At 73.2% G+C, this 14,801-nt stretch carries 15 protein-coding genes; 9 read left to right on the top strand and 6 right to left on the bottom strand.

Annotation, left to right across the window (positions count from 1 at the left end; all coding sequences use genetic code 11):
- Positions 1 to 7: 7 nt before the first annotated feature.
- Positions 8 to 850, bottom strand: a complete 843-nt coding sequence (locus HGB54_RS00620) for an aldo/keto reductase (RefSeq protein WP_168914734.1) — start codon at positions 848 to 850, stop codon at positions 8 to 10.
- A gap of 171 nt (positions 851 to 1,021) precedes the next feature.
- Here HGB54_RS00620 and HGB54_RS00615 point away from each other — a divergent pair, with 171 nt between their 5' ends.
- From HGB54_RS00615 to HGB54_RS00605, 3 genes are all read left to right on the top strand, one after another.
- A complete protein-coding gene (locus HGB54_RS00615; protein WP_168914733.1) occupies positions 1,022 to 1,690 on the top strand; it encodes a GntR family transcriptional regulator in 669 nt (222 codons plus the stop codon).
- Positions 1,691 to 1,874: 184 nt separating this feature from the next.
- Complete coding sequence (locus tag HGB54_RS00610; RefSeq protein WP_228545865.1) at positions 1,875 to 3,107, top strand: alpha-hydroxy acid oxidase; 1,233 nt, start codon at positions 1,875 to 1,877, stop codon at positions 3,105 to 3,107.
- 161 nt (positions 3,108 to 3,268) lie between these two features.
- Entirely contained in the window at positions 3,269 to 4,384 is a 1,116-nt protein-coding gene (locus HGB54_RS00605; RefSeq protein WP_168914732.1) for a Fic family protein, read from the top strand.
- 5 nt (positions 4,385 to 4,389) lie between these two features.
- Here the strand turns inward: HGB54_RS00605 and HGB54_RS00600 are convergent, their stop codons facing one another.
- The 3 genes from HGB54_RS00600 to HGB54_RS00590 are packed head-to-tail and all read right to left on the bottom strand — an operon-like array spanning position 4,390 to position 7,495.
- Complete coding sequence (locus HGB54_RS00600) at positions 4,390 to 5,079, bottom strand: glycosyltransferase (protein ID WP_168914731.1); 690 nt, start codon at positions 5,077 to 5,079, stop codon at positions 4,390 to 4,392.
- A complete protein-coding gene (locus HGB54_RS00595; RefSeq protein WP_168914730.1) occupies positions 5,076 to 6,374 on the bottom strand; it encodes a PIG-L family deacetylase in 1,299 nt (432 codons plus the stop codon). Before HGB54_RS00595 ends, HGB54_RS00600 begins: the two co-directional genes overlap by 4 nt.
- Complete coding sequence (locus HGB54_RS00590) at positions 6,368 to 7,495, bottom strand: acyl-CoA dehydrogenase (protein WP_228545864.1); 1,128 nt, start codon at positions 7,493 to 7,495, stop codon at positions 6,368 to 6,370. The genes HGB54_RS00595 and HGB54_RS00590 overlap by 7 nt, the downstream gene beginning before the upstream one ends.
- Positions 7,496 to 7,767: 272 nt before the next feature.
- Here HGB54_RS00590 and HGB54_RS00585 point away from each other — a divergent pair, with 272 nt between their 5' ends.
- Positions 7,768 to 8,796 (top strand): TerC family protein, encoded by a 1,029-nt coding sequence (locus HGB54_RS00585; RefSeq protein WP_168914729.1) that lies wholly within the window; start codon positions 7,768 to 7,770, stop codon positions 8,794 to 8,796.
- 48 nt (positions 8,797 to 8,844) lie between these two features.
- On the opposite strand, the gene HGB54_RS00580 is transcribed toward HGB54_RS00585, so the two are convergent.
- Entirely contained in the window at positions 8,845 to 9,123 is a 279-nt protein-coding gene (locus HGB54_RS00580) for a helix-turn-helix transcriptional regulator (RefSeq protein WP_228545863.1), read from the bottom strand.
- Between the two features lie 130 nt (positions 9,124 to 9,253).
- Between HGB54_RS00580 and HGB54_RS00575 the strand changes: the two genes are divergently transcribed.
- From HGB54_RS00575 to HGB54_RS00555, 5 genes are read left to right on the top strand one after another with little or no spacing between them, the layout of a single operon-like run.
- Complete coding sequence (locus tag HGB54_RS00575; RefSeq protein ID WP_168914727.1) at positions 9,254 to 10,339, top strand: sodium-dependent bicarbonate transport family permease; 1,086 nt, start codon at positions 9,254 to 9,256, stop codon at positions 10,337 to 10,339.
- A 43-nt stretch (positions 10,340 to 10,382) separates the two neighbouring features.
- Positions 10,383 to 11,306, top strand: coding sequence for an LLM class F420-dependent oxidoreductase (locus HGB54_RS00570; RefSeq protein ID WP_168914726.1), 924 nt, complete (start codon positions 10,383 to 10,385; stop codon positions 11,304 to 11,306).
- 13 nt (positions 11,307 to 11,319) lie between these two features.
- Entirely contained in the window at positions 11,320 to 12,303 is a 984-nt protein-coding gene (locus HGB54_RS00565) for a serine hydrolase domain-containing protein (protein ID WP_168914725.1), read from the top strand.
- Positions 12,300 to 13,019 carry an alpha/beta hydrolase gene (locus HGB54_RS00560; RefSeq protein WP_228545862.1) on the top strand — a complete coding sequence of 240 codons (720 nt, stop codon included), beginning with the start codon at positions 12,300 to 12,302 and terminating at the stop codon, positions 13,017 to 13,019. Before HGB54_RS00565 ends, HGB54_RS00560 begins: the two co-directional genes overlap by 4 nt.
- A gap of 1 nt (position 13,020) precedes the next feature.
- On the top strand, positions 13,021 to 13,428 hold the full coding sequence (locus HGB54_RS00555) for a VOC family protein (RefSeq protein WP_168914724.1): 408 nt from the start codon (positions 13,021 to 13,023) through the stop codon (positions 13,426 to 13,428).
- Between the two features lie 474 nt (positions 13,429 to 13,902).
- On the opposite strand, the gene HGB54_RS00550 is transcribed toward HGB54_RS00555, so the two are convergent.
- Positions 13,903 to 14,775 (bottom strand): hypothetical protein, encoded by an 873-nt coding sequence (locus tag HGB54_RS00550; RefSeq protein ID WP_168914723.1) that lies wholly within the window; start codon positions 14,773 to 14,775, stop codon positions 13,903 to 13,905.
- Positions 14,776 to 14,801 lie beyond the last annotated feature (26 nt).

Genomic DNA, 14,801 nt, shown 5'->3' with positions numbered 1-14,801 from the left:
CCCGCCCCTACAGCCCGACCCCGCGCGACCGCAGGTCGTCGCGGAACGCCGTGCGCAGCTCGTCGTCGACGACCTCGTGCCTCGCGGCGATCGAGTCGCGCACCGTCTCGACCCGGGTCGAGCCGATGACCGGCCAGAGGCCGGGCAGCGCGTCGATCATGGCGGCGAGCGCGAGGCGGTGGATGGAGGCGCCGCGGCCCATCGCGAGGGCGGCGACGTGCGGGATGCGCGTCGCGAGCGGCGCGGCGCGGGGCCCGCCGAAGGGCGCGTAGGCGAGGAAGTCGATGCCGTGCTCGTGGCAGAAGCGGTACTCGGCGATCGGGTCGACGCCGAGGCCGAGGCGGTTCTGCACGGCGTCGATGGTCGTGACGCCGGCGGCGGCCTCGAGCAGCTCGACGGAGGCGTTCGACAGCCCGATCGCCTCGACGACGCCCTCGTCGCGCAGCTCGGCGAGCACCCGCAACGAGGCGAGCACGTCGTCGACGCGGTCGGCGCGGTGCAGCAGCAGCAGCGAGGGCGGGGCGCCGAAGACCTCGCGGCTGCGCTCGGCGTCGCGGCGCAGGCGCTCGGCGCTGCCGTCCGCGTCCCAGGCGGCGGTGCCCAGTCGGAAGTGCCCGGCCTTGGTGATGAGCGGGATGCCCGGCTCGACCTCGCGCGCCGTCGCGGCCAGGCGCTCGCCCGCGGCGTCGTCGTCGACCGTGGCGTAGGCCCGGGCGGTGTCGATGGCCGCGGCGCCCGCCTCGACGGCGGCCCGCACGACCTCGCGCCCGATCTCGGGGGTCATGCCCTCGCCCAGCACGAGCGAGGCGACGCCCAGCACGACGCCGGAGCGGGGCAGCACCGCGCTCACGCGCGCACCGCCGCGCGGATCGTCGCGGTGCGGCGGGCGGCGCGGGGCATCATGCTCCGACCGTAGCGGTCGCGGCCCCCGCCGCGCGCCCGCGCGCGCAGGCGATTCCCGGCCGTCCGACCGCGCACGGCCCTCTCGTGCACTTGTATAACAATCTGCTACTGTCGCGGCATGAGCAGTGAGGCCCTGGCCGTGACCACCGTGCCCGATGCGGTGTACGAGGCGCTGCGCGAGAGCATCCTCACGCAGCGCGAAGCGCCCGGCAGCGCCGTCACCGAGCAGGCCATCGCCGACCGCTTCGGCGTCGCGCGCCCCACCGCGAAGGTCGCCCTCGAGCGGCTCGTCGCCGAGGGGCTGCTGCGGCGCGCGGCGCATAAGACCGCGCGGGTTCCCGAGCTCACCCGCGACGACATCGTCGACCTCTACGCCACCCGCTCGGTCGTCGAGGCCGAGGCCCTACGCACCCTCGCGGCCGACGGGGTCGTGCCCGCCGCCGCGCTCGCCGCCCAGCGCGCGCTCGAGCAGGCCGCCGGCGGCGACGACACCGCCCCGCTCGCGCGCGCCGACATCGCGTTCCACCGCGCGCTCGTGGAGGCCCAGCGCTCGCCGCGCCTCGTCAAGCTGCACGCCCTGCTCATGGGCGAGATCGAGCTCTGCACGGGCCAGGTGCAGTCGCACCGCCTGCTCGGCATCGACGACGTCATCGCCCAGCACCGGGGGATCCTGGATGCCGTCGCCGCCGGCGACGCCGAGCTCGCCGCCGAGCTCACCCGCGCCCACATCGCCGGAGCCCGCGACCGCCTGCTCGGCCACTACGACGCCACCCGGCCCGCCCCGTGACCGCCCCCGCCCTGTTCCGTCCCGCCCCGGCCGTGCACGAATGCAGGAGATCCGCGCGCGACACGACGAGCTCCTGCGGCGACACGCCGACGATCGTCGCCGATCTCCTGCATTTGCGCACGCACAGCGCGCCCTGACCCCGCCGACAGCCCTAACCCCGCCGCCCTCGACCGAGAGACCGATCATGCAGAGACGCTTCCCGAACCCGCGCGACCTCGCGCCGCTCATGAACTTCAAGAAGCCCGACCTCAACGCCAAGCGGCGCCGGCTGACCGAGGCGCTGACGATCGCCGACCTGCGCGCGATCGCGCAGCGGCGCACCCCGAAGGCGGCCTTCGACTACACCGAGGGCGCCGCCGAGGCCGAGATCAGCATCACCCGCGCCCGGCAGGCCTTCGAGGACATCGAGTTCCACCCGGCGATCCTGCGCGACGTCAGCCACGTCGACACCGGCTGGGACGTGCTCGGCAAGCGCGTCGAGCTGCCCTTCGGCATCGCGCCGACCGGGTTCACGCGCATGATGCACGCGGAGGGCGAGGTGGCCGGAGCCTCCGCGGCGGCCGCGGCGGGCATCCCCTTCTCGCTGTCGACGATGGGCACGACGAGCGTCGAGGACGTCGCGGCGGCGGGCGGGCCGAACGGTCGCAACTGGTTCCAGCTGTACATGTGGAAGGACCGCGAGCGCTCGATGGCCCTCGTCGACCGGGCCGCGGCGGCCGGCTTCGACACCCTGCTCGTCACCGTCGACGTGCCCGTCGCCGGCGCGCGCCTGCGCGACAAGCGCAACGGCTTCTCGATCCCCCCGCAGCTCACCGCGGGCACCGTCATCAACGCCATCCCGCGCCCGGAGTGGTGGATCAACTTCCTCACCACCGAGCCGCTCGCCTTCGCGAGCCTCTCGAAGTGGTCGGGCACCGTCGGCGAGCTGCTCGACACCATGTTCGACCCCACCGTCACCTACGACGACCTGCGCTGGATCAAGCAGCAGTGGCCCGGCAAGCTCGTCGTCAAGGGCGTGCAGACGGTCGACGACGCGAAGCGCCTCGCCGCCCTCGGCGTCGACGGCATCACGCTCTCGAACCACGGCGGCCGCCAGCTCGACCGCGCGCCCATCCCCTTCCACCTGCTGCCCGAGGTCGTGCGCGAGGTCGGCAAGGACACCGAGGTGCACCTCGACACGGGCATCATGTCCGGCGCCGACATCGTGGCGAGCGTCGCCCTCGGCGCGCGCTTCACGCTCATCGGCCGCGCCTACCTCTACGGCCTCATGGCGGGCGGGCGCGACGGCGTCGACCGCGCCATCGGCATCCTCGGCGAGCAGATCGCGCGCACCATGCGTCTGCTCGGCGTGACCTCGCTCGACGAGCTCGAGCCCGCCCACGTCACGCAGCTGCAGCGGCTCGTCCCGCGCGGCTGATCCCGCGGCCGCGCCTCCGCGCGCGGCCGGCGACGGCCCCGACGCATCCCTGTGGTGGTGGATGCGCCGGGGCCGTCGTGCCGCGGCGAACGTGAGCGCGTCATGTAAAACTTAGGGAGTATTTTTTACACGTCGGCCGCATGTGTGCATACACTTTCACCATGACATGGAACGCGGGTGAGCCCTTCAACGACCTGCCCGACCTCCCGCCTGCCAAGGATGTCGAGTCGAAACGTGTTCTCAAGCTCGTCGCCGAGGCTCGGGCCGCACTCGCGGGCCTCGACCAAGCAGCTCAGCGAATTCCGAATCCCACCGTTCTCCTGAACGCGATCCCCCTTCTCGAAGCACAAGCGAGCTCGGAGATCGAGAACATCGTTACGACGGCGGACGAGCTGTTCGCCGCGGAGAACTTCGGCGCAGATTCAGCACGGCCCGAGGCGAAGGAAGCTCTGCGATACCGGCAGGCTCTGTTCGAGGGGGTGGAGAGCGTGCGCCGACGCCCCCTGTCCACTCAGACGCTCATCGATGTCTGCTCCACGATTCACGGGCGCGACATGCGAGTCCGCGATCTCCCCGGCACGTTCGTCGGCAACCCCGTGACGAAAGCGGCCATCTACACTCCGCCGGAAGGACAGGCGCTCCTGCACGAGCGCCTCGGTGAGATGACGCGCTTTCTCCACACAGCCCAGTCCTTCGACCCTCTCGTCGCCATGGCGCTGACGCACTACCAGTTCGAAGCGATTCACCCCTTCGCGGACGGGAATGGGCGAACCGGGAGGATCGCCAACATCCTCGTGCTCGTCGAGCGGGGTCTCCTCCGCGAACCCGTGCTCTACATGTCCCGGTTCATCATTCAGAACAAGGCCGAGTATTACCGGCTGCTTCTCGCGGTAACGGCGGAGCAGGCGTGGGAGGACTGGACGTCCTTCATGCTGGATGCCGTCCGGGAGACGGCGCTCTCGACCATCGAGAAGATCGATGACATTCAGACGGTGCATCGTGAGATGCAGGGCGAACTGCGCTCGATCCTGCCCAGTAGAGCGAACGCCGACCTGCTCGACGTGCTGTTCGAACAGCCTTACTGCCGTATTTCCACGGTCATGGATCGCTGCGGCGTCTCTCGACCGACCGCCACGAAATGGCTTCGACTCCTGAGCGACGCGAATATTCTCCTGGCTCTGCGCGTCGGTAAGCACATGCTCTTCGTGAACCATCGTTTTTTCGACCTTCTCACCCGCGCAGAACGTGCGCCGGCGACGGCCCCAACACTCTTCTAGCCGGGCTAGACGACCGCCGGATCCATGTCGCCGAGCATCGCGGCGACCCGCCGCAGGTGCCCGGCGTAGCCGCCGACCGTGCGGCCCTCGCGGCGACCCGAGGTCGTCACCTCGACCTCGTCCGAGTCGATCAGCCAGGCGCCCGAGGCGCGCAGGCGCTCGACCAGGTCGACGTCCTCGTGCTCGGCGAGCGCGCGGAACCCGCCGACGCGCACGAACGAGGCCGTGCGCACGCCGAGGTTGGCGCCGTGCACGTGGCCGTTCGGGTGCCCCTGGTGGTGGGTCGCCAGCCAGTGCTCCTGCTCGACCTCGCTGAGGTCGGCGACGTCGGGGCGCACCGTGCCGATCATGCCGTCCCAGCCGAGCGACTCGAGGCGCAGCTGCTCGACGAGCCACGCGGCAGGCACCTCCGAGTCGGCGTCGGTGCAGGCGATCCACGAGCAGCCCCGCGCGATGGCGCGGCGGGCGCCGAGCTCGCGGGCGGCGCCGACGCCCGCGGCCCGTACGACCATGACCTCGACGCCGGGGATCGTGCGGGCGATCGCGGCGGTGCGGTCGGTGCATCCATCGGCCACGAGCACCACGACCACCTCGGCGCCCACGACGGCCTCGGCCGCCGTGACGACCGAGCGCAGGCAGCGCTCGACCAGGTCCTCCTCGTCGCGCGCGGGCACGACCACTCCGATGCGTCTCATAGCAGTCCCGTCCGCACCGCGACCGAGCGGTCGTCGGGCGAGTAGATGTCGATCAGGAGGTCGTCCTCGGCGTGCTGGACGATGAGCGGCAGGTCGCGCATCGCCAGGGCGGCGTGCACGCGGTCGCCGGTGAGCGGGCCGTCGTCGAGGGGGTGCCGCCAGTGGCAGGCGAGGATCGAGCCGCCGGGGGCGAGGGCGGCGAGCATGCTGTCGAGCAGCTGCTCGAGGTCGCCCTCGCTGCAGTAGTAGCCCATCTCGGACAGCACGATGAGGTCGAACGCCCCCTCGGGGAAGTCGACGACGGCGTTGCGGTGCTCGATGCGCGCGGCGCCGGCGACGCGCAGGCGCGCGCGGTCGACCGCGCGGCCCGAGATGTCGACGGCGAGCAGGTCGTCGCAGCGCGCGGCGAGGTCGGCGGTGAGCACCCCGATCGAGCAGCCGATCTCGAGGGCCGAGCCGTAGCGCTCGTCGGGCAGCGAGGCGAGCGTGAGCGCGCGCTTGCGCCGCTCGTACCAGCGCGACTCGAACCCCCACGGATCGTCGCGGCGCTGCAGCATGTCGTCGAAGTAGCTCTCGCCGATGATCGGCGTCTCGACGACGAACAGCTCGCGCTCGCGGGCGAAGCGCGTGAGCACGTGCGGGCCGAGCTGCGGCTCCGCGCCCTGCGTCTGCGAGGGGTAGCGCGCCACGGCGCGGGCCTTCGCCTCGACGTCGACCGCGAGCGAGACCATGCGCGGCCAGGGCACGACCGCGTCGTCGGGGCTCGCCCAGTGCCACATCCAGATGGGGTACTCGAGCAGCACCGCTCCGTCGGCGAGCCCGGCCACGACCTCGCCGACGACCCGGTGGTCGCGGTGGCCGTCGCCGCGCCAGGGGGCGGCGACGGCGGTGCGCGGGCCCGCGTCGGCGAGCAGCGGGCGCAGGGCATCCCGGATCGCCTCGCGATCCTCGAGCGTGCCGCCGTCGGCGAAGCCGAGCTCGTCGATCACGGCGTCGGGGGCGAGCTCGGCGATCGCCGCGGCCAGCTCGGCCGAGCGACGGGCCACGAGACCGGCATCGGGATGCGCGCTCGCGGCGGCCCCGTCGGTGACGACGACGACGCGCACCGGCAGGCCCCGCGCGGCGCAGGCCGCGATGAGTCCGCCGGCGCCGAGCGTCTCGTCGTCGGGGTGCGCCGCGAAGACGATCAGCGCGTCGATCTCGTCGAGCGACAGGAGCGGGCGGGTGGCGAGGCGGCCGTCGGCCGCCCAGCGCTGCTCGCTCGTGCCCGGCTCGCGGTGGTCGAAGCTCACCATGATCCGCCGCCGTCCGCGATCGAGCGGCCGAGCGACGCGAGGTCGCGCTCCGCGTGGTGCTGGCGCACGTAGATCTGCAGGTCGGCGACCCGCTTGGCGTGCGCCGCGTCGAGGGCGAGCGGCGCGGGGCCGAGGGCGCGGCCGGCGCGGTGCAGCACCTCGTCGACGGCGCGGGCGACGGTGGCGCGCACGCGCTTCGCGAGCAGGCGCACCTGGTCGCGGTCGAGGGGGCGGGCGGCCTCGCCGTCGCGCGGCGGCTCGGCGAGCGCCGCGGCCTCGTCGAGCGCCCGGCGGGCCGACTGCAGCGCCTCGTCGACGGCGCCCAGGTGCGCCTCGGCGTGCGGCTCGTGCCGCTCGCGCACGGCGGCGCGCAGGGTGCGGGCGACGCCGAGGGCTCCGCCGTACCAGCAGGCGGCGACGCCGATGCCGCCCCAGGCGAAGCCGGGGCGCGCGGTGTACCAGTCGGGGTCGCCGACCGCGGTGGCGGGAGTGCCGGCGAATCGCACAGGCCCGCTCGGGATCTCCACGAGCCCGCGCGCGACCCAGCCGCCGGGCGCGGCGTGCGCGGTGCCGGCCGCGCGGGCCGCGCCGAGCGCGACGGCGAAGAGGCGGCGGTCGCCGGCGGCAGCGGGCGCGTCGGCCGCCGGCGCGGTCCCCGACGCAGTCGCCGGCGCGACCCGCGCCGTCACGAGCGCCCCGTCGAGCCGGTCAGCGAGCGAGCACCACGGCTTCGTTCCGGTGAGCACCCAGCCGCCATCGACGTGCTCGGCGGTCAGCGGATCGTCGCCGCCCTCGGCCGCGAAGACGCCCCAGGCGCCGACGATGACGGCCGCGGGGTCGGCGTCGTCGAGGATCGCGACCGCGTCGAGGTGCGGCTCGACGGCGCGGGCGAGGGCGAGGTCGTCAGCCGCGAGGGTCGCGAGCGCCTCCCACAGGTCGCGCGTGCCGGGGCGACCCGGGGCGGGACGGGCGGCGCCGAGGCGCTGCGCGAGCGCGAGCGCCGCATCCACCCCGCTGGTCGGGTCGCCGCCGGTCGTGGCGGCGCTCGGCGGGTCGGCGAGGAGGAGCGAGAGGAGGGGGCCGGGCGGGGCGGGCGCCGCGGCGAGTCGGGAGGGGTGCACCGTACGACACTGGCGCGCGCGGCGCGGGCGCGGCAGTGGGTTGACAGTGGGGAAGATCTGTGGCGTGCGGGCTCGGGTCTCCATCCGGAACCGGGCCGCTTGCGCAGGACAGGTGAAGTGTGCTTCACTCTTTCTCGGAGGGGAGTATCCCCGATCCGCGGGGCGTCGTCACTCCGATCCGTACGTACGGATCCGGCGCCACGGGCCGAGATCCCGCAGTCCGGCCGGGAAAGACCTCCTGAATCGCCTCATCGACTTTTCAGGAGCTCCTCATGGACATCCCCCTCTGGCTGTGGTTCGCCGTCCTCGGCGTCATCCTCGCCATGCTCGCCCTCGACCTCGTCGCCCATCGCAAGGCCCATGTGATCAGCGTGCGGGAGGCGGCCGCGTGGTCGATCGTCTGGGTCACCCTCGGGGTCGCGTTCGGCGGGTACATCTGGTGGGAGTTCGGGGCCGAGTTCGGTCAGCAGTACTACGCCGGATACCTGATCGAGAAGTCGCTCGCGGTCGACAACGTCTTCGTCTGGGCGATCATCTTCGCCTTCTTCGGCGTGCCGCGGGAGTACCAGCACCGGGTGCTCTTCCTCGGAGTGCTCGGCGCCCTCGTCTTCCGCGCCATCTTCATCGCGCTCGGCGCGGTGCTGATCGACCAGTTCTCCTGGATCCTCTACGTCTTCGCGGCCTTCCTGCTCTACACGGGCTACGTCATGATCCGTCAGCGCAACCAGCACATGGATGTCGAGAACTCCAGGATCCTGCGGGCGTTCCGGCGCTTCGTCCCGATGACCGACGCGTACCACGGGCAGAGGTTCCTCATCCGGAAGGCCGGCGTCATCGTCGCGACCCCGCTGCTCGCCGTGCTCGTGCTCGTCGAGGTGACCGACATCATCTTCGCCGTCGACTCCATCCCCGCGATCTTCGGCGTGACGAGCGAGCCCTTCATCGTGTTCACCGCGAACGCCTTCGCCATCCTCGGCCTGCGGGCGATGTACTTCCTGCTCGCCGACCTCATCCACCGCTTCATCTACCTCAAGCTCGGACTCGCCTTCGTGCTCATCTGGGTGGGGATCAAGATGCTGCTGCTCGACGTGTACAAGATCCCCACGAGCGTCTCCCTCGCCGTCGTGGCCGTCATCATCACGGTGTCGATCGTCGCGAGCCTTCGGGCGACGCGCGGCCAGGCGGCGCACGCCGTCGAAGTGCCCGGCGCTCCTCCCTTCCGCATCGCCACCGAGGACGAGCTCGCAGAGGCGGAGCCGGTATTCCGGCGTCGACGTCGCACGCCGGCGGTCGGGCGCTGAGCCCGGCTCGGAGCGCCGGCGCGTCGACGCGGGTCGGTCCGCGCCGGCTCAGCGAAGGTCGGTCAACGCGTCGATGAGCTCGCCGACCGTGTGGGCCGCATTGGTCGGATGCCGCAGCGCGGCCGAGCGGTGCACGACGTAGTGGTTGCGGCGCCCACGCCGTTCGCGCTCGACGCAGCCGTAGGCCTCGAGGTCGTTGAGGATCGACACGGCGGCGCGGGTGGAGATGCCGACGGCATCGGCGAGCTCCTGCACGAGGGCGTCGGGGTTCTTCGCCACCTCGAGCAGCAGGTGCGCGTGATGGGTGAGGAAGGTCCAGGCGGCCACACCCCATCCTCCCGCACCCGGCACCGCTTTACACATGAAGTGCAGTTCATGTAATGTCGCCCGACAGGTGAAGACTGCTTCATCTGTCGTCGATGAGGCCGACGCCCGCCCCCTCCCCCAGGAGCCCGCCGTGCCGATCGATCTGCTCACCGCCACCCTGCTCTCCCCCGCCGTACTGGCCTTCCTCCTCGGCATGGCCGCCGTCGCCGTGCGCTCCGATCTCGCCGTGCCCGAGACGATGGTCAAGGGGCTCTCGCTCTACCTGCTGCTCGCGATCGGCATCAAGGGCGGCGTCGCCCTGCGCGCCGAGGAGCCGGCGACCATCGCAGGGCCGCTCGTGCTCGCGGCCGCGCTCGGGGTGGTCATCCCGGTGCTCGCCTTCGGCGCCCTGCGCCTGCTGACGCGGCTGGATCGCGCCGAGCGCGGGGCGATCGCCGCCCACTACGGCTCGACCTCGCTCGTCACCTTCACCGCCGCGCTGGCCGTGATCGCCGCCGCGGGCGTCGCCGTTCCGGGATACGCACCCGCGCTGCTCGCCGTGCTCGAGGTGCCCGGCATCATCGTCGGCATCCTGCTCGCCCGCCGGGCCCCCCGCACGACGGCGGCCGTCGCGCGCCGCAGCCCCGTCCTCGTCGGCGCGGGTCGGAGCGATGCGGGTCGGAGCGACGCGGACCGGAGCGATGCGGGCCGCCACGACGGGGACCACCGCGACGCACCCGCGCCCGCCCCGCTGCGCCGCACCCTGCACGAGGTCTTCACCGGCACCTCGGTCGTCCTCCTCGTCGGCGGCATCGCCATCGGCACCGTGCTCGGGCCCGAGGGCATGGCGCCCATCGCCCCGCTCGTCGTCGACGCCTTCCCCGGCGTGCTCGTGCTGTTCCTGCTCGCCATGGGCCTCGCCGCGGGGGCGCAGCTGCGCGCGGCCCGCCGCGGCGGCCTCGGCCTACTCGTGTTCGCCCTCGCCTTCCCCCTGCTCGCGGGGGCGATCGGCGTCGTCGCCGCCACGGCCATCGGCATGGGCGTCGGCGGGGCCGCGGTGCTCGGCGTGCTGTGCGCGAGCGCCTCCTACATCGCGGCGCCGGCGGCGGTGCGGGTCGCGCTGCCCGAGGTGCCGCTCGCTCTGCCGCTCGCCGCGAGCCTCGGCGTGACGTTCCCGTTCAATCTGGTGGCGGGCATCCCGATCATGCTGCTGCTCGCCCGGGCGCTCGGCGGCTGAGGGGTCCGCCCGGTTTAGGCTCGTCCCCGGAAAGGGGTCTGGCGTGCAGATCTGCATCTTCACCGAGCCGCAGCAGGGCGCGAGCTACGACACCCAGCTCGCCCACGCGCAGCGCACCGAGGCGCTCGGCTTCGACGGCTGGTTCCGCTCGGACCACTACATGGTCATGGGCGACGGCGACGGGATGCCCGGCCCGACCGACGCGTGGACGACCCTCGCCGGGCTCGCCCGCGAGACCTCGCGCATCCGCCTCGGCACCCTCGTCTCCTCCGCCACGTACCGCGTGCCGGGCCTGCTCGCCATCCAGGTCGCGCAGGTCGACGCCATGTCGGGCGGCCGCGCCGAGCTCGGCCTCGGCACCGGCTGGTACGCCGCCGAGCACGCCGCCTACGGCATCCCCTTCCCCGAGAAGCGGTTCGGGATGCTCGAGGAGCAGCTCGCGATCGTGACGGGCCTCTGGGCCACCCCCGCCGGGGCGACCTTCGGCTTCGAGGGCGAGCACTACCAGCTCGTCGACTCCCCCGCCCTGCCCAAGCCGGTGCAGAGCCCGCTGCCCGTCATCGTCGGCGGGGGCGGCGCCCGCCGGACGCCGCAGCTCGCCGCGCGCTACGCCGCCGAGTTCAACATCGGCTTCGTCGACCCGGCCACGGTCGCGGAGAAGTTCGCGAACGTGCGCGCGATCTGCGTCGAGGAGGAGCGCGACCCGGCGACCCTGCGCATGTCGGTCGCCTGGCCGACGGTCGTCGGTGCCGACGAGGCCGACGTGCGCCGCCGCTGCGCGGCCGCGGGCATCGACCCCGACTCGGACCACGGCGGCCGCCTCGTCGGCACGCCCGCGCAGGTCGTCGAGAAGGCGGCGGGCCTCGTCGGCCTCGGCGCGGACCGGCTGTACCTGCAGACGATGGACATGACCGATCTCGACCACCTCGACCTCATCGCGGCCGAGGTTCTGCCGCACCTCGCCTGAGCGGAGCATCCCCATGACGACCACCCCCTTCTCGCACGCCCTCGACTGGGTGCGCACCCACGTCGACGCCGGCCGCCTGCCCGTCGCCGTCCTCGGCATCGCGAGCGCCGACGAGGTGCTCGCCCTCGAGGCCTTCGGCACCGACGGCGGTCGCACCGCGCACGTCGACGACCGCTTCTCGCTGTACTCGGTGACGAAGCCGCTGAGCGCCCTGACGGCGATGCGCCAGGTCGAGCGCGGACTGCTGACGACCGACACCCCGCTCGGGATGGCGCTGCCGGGCATCCCCGCCGCCCACGCCACCCTGCAGAACCTGCTGAGCCACACGTCGGGCATCAGCGACGTCGTGCTCGGCGAGCCGCAGTCGCTGCGCGAGGCGCTGCGCCGCGCCCCGCTCGAGTTCGTCACGGGCACCGCCCGCCGGTACAACAACCTCGCGTGGGACGGCGTGGCGGCGCTCGTCGAGCACGCGAGCGGGCGGTCGTTCCACGACGAGTTCGCCGCGATGCTCGCCGACGCCGGCGCGACCTCCATGACCTTCGACATCGCGGGCGCGCACGCGGTGCACGACGCCGAGCTGTTCGACCACGACCACGACGCGCTCATGACGCTGCGCCACCCGGCCGCCGGCGCCGTCGGCAGCGTCGGCGACCTCCTCGCGATCGGCCGCTCGCTGCTGCGCGGCGACGGAGCGGTCGTGGCCCCCGCCACGCTCGAGGCGATGCGCCGCCCGCGCACCGAGGGCCTCTACGTCATCGACCCGAACCCGGTGAAGGTGCACGAGCACTTCGGGCTCGGGTTCAACCTGCCGCGCCGGCCCGGGCTCATCGACCACTCGGTGTTCGGCCACGAGGGCTGGACGAGCACGCAGTTCTGGATCTCGCCCGACCGCGGCCTCGTGCTCGCGCTCGGCACGAACCGCATCAACAGCTGGCGCCCCGAGGTCGGCATCGACTTCGACGAGCTGTTCAACGCGGTCTTCGCGGGCGCCCGGTGACGCCGGGCCGAGGCGCGGGGCCGGTCGCCGGGGGAATCGCCGAAGGCGCTCCTGCCGACGGCGCCCGCCCGCCGCACGTCATCGTGCTGCCCGGCGGCGGCTACCACCGCCTCGCCGACCACGAGGGCGAGCCGGTGGCCGAGTGGCTGCGCTCGCTCGGGCTCGAGGCGAGCGTGCACCGCTACCCGGTGCTGACGCGCCACCCCGGTCCGCTGCACTCGGTGCGGGCGCGCGTCGGCGAGCTGCGGGTGGAGGGGGTGCAGCGGCTGGGCGTCCTCGGGTTCTCGGCCGGCGGCCACCTCGCCGGCCACGCCGCCGCTTCGGGTCTCGTCGACGCGGCCATCCTCGGCTACCCGGTCGTCTCGATGCAGCTGCCGACGCACGCCGGCTCGCGCCACGCCCTCATCGGCGCGCGCGCCATGCCCTGGACGCGCCGCGCCCTCTCCGTCGACCGGCTCGTGACGCACGCGATGCCGCCGACCTTCGTCTGGCACACGGCCGACGATGCGGTGGTCCCGGTGCAGCACGCGTACCGATTGGTGGATGCTCTCGCCGACCACGACGTGCCCCACGCGCTGCACGTGTACCCGCGGGGACGCCACGGGCTCGGGCTCGTCGACGGCGTCGACGGCGGCTCCGAGGCAGGCATCGCGCGCCACTGGACCCGCGACTGCGCCGAGTGGCTGCGGTCGATCGGGTGGGTGGAGGAGGGCTGACATGAGCGTTCTCAGCACCACGACCACGCTGTTCGTCGACGATCAGCAGCGCGCGCTCGAGTTCTACACGACCCACTTCGACTACGTCGTGCACCAGCACGTGCCGATGGGCGACGTGGCCTGGATCACGCTCGTCATGCCCGGCGTGGGCCCGGGTTTCACGCTGTCGCTCGAGCCCTCCGACCATGAGCACGTGCGGGCGCTGCGCGCGTCGCTCGTGGAGGAGGGCATCCCCTTCTTCAGCATCGGCGTCGCCGACGCGACCGCCGAGGTGGAGCGCCTGCGCGGCGAGGGAGTGACCATCGTGCAGGAGGCGACCGAACTCGGGCCGGTCGTCGTCGCCGTCATCGACGACGGGGTCGGCAACCTCGTGCAGGTGGCGAGCATGACGGAGCAGTCTGCCGGCTGAGGCCTCGGCGACGCGGTGGCAGCAAGGCGGCCGCGGCGCGGCTGTATCGGCGCCGCCGTAGAGGTCCCGCGGGCGACAGCGCGAGCACGGCGAGGGCCGTGCTCGTGCCCGGCACCGCGTTCGACGTCTCGTGCCGTCTCGGATGTCGGCGGATCTCCCGCACGCGATATCGCCCTCCAACGCTTCCACGACTGCGGATGGGGTGAACGAGGCTCACGCGATCCGCAGTTGTGGACGGCGTAGACGGGGGTGATGGAACTCCTGCAGAACGGTGCACGCGCGCGAGCGCTGCCGCAGGTACGCGCGGGCTGCGCGCCGGATTGCAGGAGTTGGCGCACGCCCTCGCGAGCGCGGGCCCGGTCGGGCGCTCCGGCGGGCACGGTCGGGCGCCGCCGGATCTCGGGCGACGGCGGCCGCGGACGCGAGTGGGCGTGGTGGGCGCGGGTCGGCGCGGCGGGGTAGAGCGACCCCCGACTACCGCCGCAGGGCCTGCGGCAGCGGCCGGGCGTCGGCCCGGGCATCCAGGATGCGCAGCACGATGAGGGCGCCCCAGACGATCGTGACGCCCGCGATGCAGGTGACCTGCAGGGCGGTGAGGCCGGCCTCGCCCGTGCTGATGCCGACGCCGACGAGCGCGTAGGTGACGGTGAGCGCGTAGACGATCGAGCCGCGCGTGCCGTAGACGAAGCCGGCGGCGGTGCCGGTCGCGGCGGCGAGCACGAGCGCCTGCCAGACGATGCCCCACGCGGTGTCGACGGGCGCGCCGAGCCCCTGCGTCACGGTCGCGATCTGCACGAAGAACGCCATGGACGTCCAGCCGGCGTAGACGCCCATCATCAGGTACAGGATGCCCCGCTCGAGCGGGTTCCAGGCGGCGACCTCGTCGCGCGCACGCACCAGGCGCGTCCACGCCACGACGTGCCCGCTGTTGATCATGACGAACACGAGGAGCCCGAGCGGGTTGTCCTGCCCGAGGCTCGCCGTCGCCAGCCACAGCGCGAAACCCGCGAAGACGACGGCCAGCGGGCCGGCGAGGCGGTCGCGGATGCCCGGGTTCGGCGTGATCGTCGACGGCCGCACCTGCAGCAGCGCCCACAGGATGCTCGTCACGATGATGAGGCCCCAGATGGCGAACCAGGCGCCCGGCGGCACGATGGGCGAGAACTCGGCGCCCGACTGCAGCGTCGTCGGCGAGTGCCAGTCGAAGACGAGCGACGAGACCGGCTGGCCGATCGCGAGCACGACGAGCAGGCGGCGCAGGCGTCGGCGTCGCACCTCGTCGGGGCTCGGCCCGCGAGCCGGGATGGAGTACGAGCCGGTGTCGGCGAGCGGTTCGGTGCGCATCACGCGCCCCCTCTCGGCCGCGCGGCGCG

The sequence above is a fragment of the Microcella flavibacter genome, assembly GCF_012530535.1.
Lineage (GTDB): Bacteria > Actinomycetota > Actinomycetes > Actinomycetales > Microbacteriaceae > Microcella > Microcella flavibacter.
Note: the sequence above shows the minus strand (reverse complement) of the source record. Positions and strands in the feature narration are given on the sequence as shown.

Excerpts from the sequence above, each read along its gene's own strand:
- HGB54_RS00615 (WP_168914733.1), top strand. The coding sequence starts at position 1,022 with ATGAGCAGTGAGGCCCTGGCCGTGACCACCGTGCCCGATGCGGTGTAC.
- HGB54_RS00610 (WP_228545865.1), top strand. The coding sequence starts at position 1,875 with ATGCAGAGACGCTTCCCGAACCCGCGCGACCTCGCGCCGCTCATGAAC.
- HGB54_RS00605 (WP_168914732.1), top strand. The coding sequence starts at position 3,269 with ATGACATGGAACGCGGGTGAGCCCTTCAACGACCTGCCCGACCTCCCG.
- HGB54_RS00600 (WP_168914731.1), bottom strand. The coding sequence starts at position 5,079 with ATGAGACGCATCGGAGTGGTCGTGCCCGCGCGCGACGAGGAGGACCTG.
- HGB54_RS00595 (WP_168914730.1), bottom strand. The coding sequence starts at position 6,374 with ATGGTGAGCTTCGACCACCGCGAGCCGGGCACGAGCGAGCAGCGCTGG.
- HGB54_RS00585 (WP_168914729.1), top strand. The coding sequence starts at position 7,768 with ATGGACATCCCCCTCTGGCTGTGGTTCGCCGTCCTCGGCGTCATCCTC.
- HGB54_RS00565 (WP_168914725.1), top strand. The coding sequence starts at position 11,320 with ATGACGACCACCCCCTTCTCGCACGCCCTCGACTGGGTGCGCACCCAC.
- HGB54_RS00555 (WP_168914724.1), top strand. The coding sequence starts at position 13,021 with ATGAGCGTTCTCAGCACCACGACCACGCTGTTCGTCGACGATCAGCAG.